Here is a 2,902-nt window from a genome sequence, read left to right as displayed (position 1 = left end):
TTTTATTTTATATTGTGTAACGTCAGCTGCTGTTAAGTCTTGTTTCAGAATATATTCAGCCGGAACAGATCTTGTTGGGCCAACATTTTCTTCAACATAAGAAACAACTTTCTTTTTACCAGTACCAGTAACTACTTTTTTCTTCACAACACGTGATTTGTAGTCATCCGGATATTGGTTGATTAACTCTCTACCAGCATCTGTTGTATCAATACGAGATAATGCACCTTGAATGTCTTTCAAAGATTTTTTAGTATTGAAATAACTGTCGCTATATACTTCAGTTATTTTGCCGTTTTTAACAGCTTTCGTCAAAACGTCGTAAAGAGAGCGTCTATCAGAACCAATATTAGCCGTATCTACCGGAAAGTACATTGGAAAATTGATTTTTTCATTTAAATCAATGATTTCCCAAGTAGTTTTTCCCATCAAGATATCTCGATCATCTACATAACCATAGGCTAAAGGCTTATCGTTATCTGAGATAAGTTGCGCAGGAGTTTTAAGTCCTATCTGAGCAGGTGTTTTCGCATTTAGCAAATTAGATTGCGCATAAGAAGAAAAACCTCCAGCGATAGAAACAATAGCTATTAAAAAATTTCTTACTTTCATCGTGGTATCGTTATAAGATATTGAGTGTAGTTTTAACTACTTTTATTATTGTATTTCGAAAATTACCGGAGCAGTTCTTGGCAGTAAATAACTACCAGCTCCAACAAGTTTAGTTTTAATTTCAGAAATAGTAACCTGGTCTCCTTTTCCTGCTCTTGAAAGTACTTGTTTACATTGTGCATTTAATCTGTTACCAGAAACAACAACAGTAGGCTGTCCTGCAATTTTCATATTAAATCCAACAACATCTAAACCAACTTCAAAATCAAAGTCATTTAATTTAGCGCCAATAGTAGCAACTTCTAAGTTAGATTTAGGTCCTTTAACAACACCTTGCTCTCCTCTAATTGTACCAGTTGGTCCAGGAATACCTTTAATTCTAAATGTTTTCTTGTCTGTAACTTTATCTCCGTTTGGTAATGTACCAGTAACAGCGATTGTAGCTTCATTACCAGAACCCGGATTCATGTTATATTTCCCTGGTTTACCAGCAGAAGATAATCCCGGAGCACTTGCAACAACTTTGTTGTCAGCAACACCAGCGAATGATACAGAGATTGGGTTAACTACACCTCTATAAACAACATTCATTTTATCAGCAGAAATAGTAGCAGAGTTTGGTCTAGGAACTACAACGTAATTTCCAGCAAATTTAAGTGGAATGTTTTTACCGTCTTCTAAGAATGTAAATTGTCCATTAATAGTTTGCTCACCTACTCCACCAGCAGTTAAAGAGATAACAGCTTGTCCGTTTACAATTTGCCCAGGACCTTGGAAAGAAGTTGGTTTTGTATTTTCGTCATAACGACCTAAAACTACTTTACCAGTTACTTTTTCTCCTTGGAAGTAAGCGTTTTTATCTAAAACAACAATTGCCTGATAATTGCTATAAGAAGCAGCAGCAACTGCAGCTTTTCCTAAAGCACTATTGTAAACATCTGATTCTACTTTTTTAACGTCATTTTGCCAAGCTGAAAGTTTTGCAACTGAAGCTACAGCAGGAAATCCTTTAAAGTGGTAAGATAAATATTTATCTTTTACTCCATCTTTATTTTTTACATCAGAAACATCAAATTTTTTCTCAACCTCCGCAACAATTGCAGAATATTTTTTGTCAGTTCCTAAAGCAGCTTTAATATCAGCTTTATACTTTTCAATTTTTGAGATAATTTCAGTCCCTTTAGCGCTATATCCTTCTCCTTTAAACCAACTATCGATATTGTCTCCTTTATCCATAGCTTCGTAAGGCAATTTACCTGTTTCTTTATCTACATCAAATCCTTTAACAACATCTGTTTTTAAAGTACCAATGTAAGCGTAAAAATCTTTTGTAATTCCTTCAACTTTATGAGCTGTTTCAGAAGCTTTAACAAACTCTCCTTTTGCTTCAGCAGCTTTTTGGTCTAAAGCAGTAAGCATTGAAGCGTTACTTTCTTCTGATGATTTATTTGCGCTTTCGAATTTTTCATTCATTAAGCCAAAAGCAGATAAAACTTCTTTTGACATATTCATTGCTAACATTGCGATGAAAACCAGATACATCAGGTTCACCATCTTCTGTCTAGGGGTTAATTTTCCTCCTGCCATTTTTTCTAATTAGTTCTTTATTAATAAATTTAATATAATAGTTAAAAACTAATTATCCTTTGTTACTCATTGCAGAAAGCATACCACCATAAACACTGTTCAAAGAAGCAATGTTTGCAGTCATAGATTGCATTTGTTCTTTTAATTTAGAAGCATTTTCGGCAATTTCGCTATTTGCTTGTGCGTTTCTTGAAGCACTTTCTAATTGTACTTTATATAAACTGTTCAATGATTCCATTTGTGCAGCAGCCATAGACATTTCTTCAGCATATTTCTTTTGTCCTGCAATAGAATCTACTGTTGGAGAAATAGCTTTTGCAGCTCCTTCGAAATTTTTGATGCTGTTTCCTAAGCTTGCCATTAACTCACCGTCAATTTTAGCTTCTTTCAACATTACATCAAGTTTTTGTGACAATAATCCCTGAGCATCAACAGGAGCTTCAACTTTATCCGATTTTTTTCTAGCCTGACCGTTAGCTAATTCCGGGTAAACAAGAGTCCAGTCTAATTCATCATCAACAGGATCAAAAGCAGACAATGCAAAAATAAACGCTTCTACACCAAGACCAACAATCAACATGATACTAGCACCTTGCCAGTGTTGCAACTTGAAAAGTGCACCGATGATTACTACTGCCGCTCCCATACCATAAGCGAAATTCATTGTTTTTTTACTTAATAATGCCATAATACTTTTTTTTAG

Annotated in this window: 3 protein-coding genes; all 3 read right to left on the bottom strand. The window is 34.6% G+C overall.

Annotation, left to right across the window (positions count from 1 at the left end; genetic code table 11):
* Positions 1-612 (bottom strand): type IX secretion system ring subunit PorN/GldN (porN, locus tag FLP_RS10605; RefSeq protein ID WP_123921667.1); only part of this gene is annotated, 612 nt, incomplete at its 3' end.
* 45 nt (positions 613-657) lie between these two features.
* Positions 658-2,199, bottom strand: coding sequence for a type IX secretion system motor protein PorM/GldM (gene porM / locus FLP_RS10600; RefSeq protein ID WP_065449495.1), 1,542 nt, complete (start codon positions 2,197-2,199; stop codon positions 658-660).
* Between the two features lie 52 nt (positions 2,200-2,251).
* A complete protein-coding gene (gene porL / locus FLP_RS10595; RefSeq protein ID WP_065449496.1) occupies positions 2,252-2,887 on the bottom strand; it encodes a type IX secretion system motor protein PorL/GldL in 636 nt (211 codons plus the stop codon).
* Between the last annotated feature and the right edge of the window lie 15 nt (positions 2,888-2,902).

It is taken from the genome of Flavobacterium piscis, assembly GCF_001686925.1.
GTDB lineage: Bacteria > Bacteroidota > Bacteroidia > Flavobacteriales > Flavobacteriaceae > Flavobacterium > Flavobacterium piscis.
Note: the sequence above shows the minus strand (reverse complement) of the source record. Positions and strands in the feature narration are given on the sequence as shown.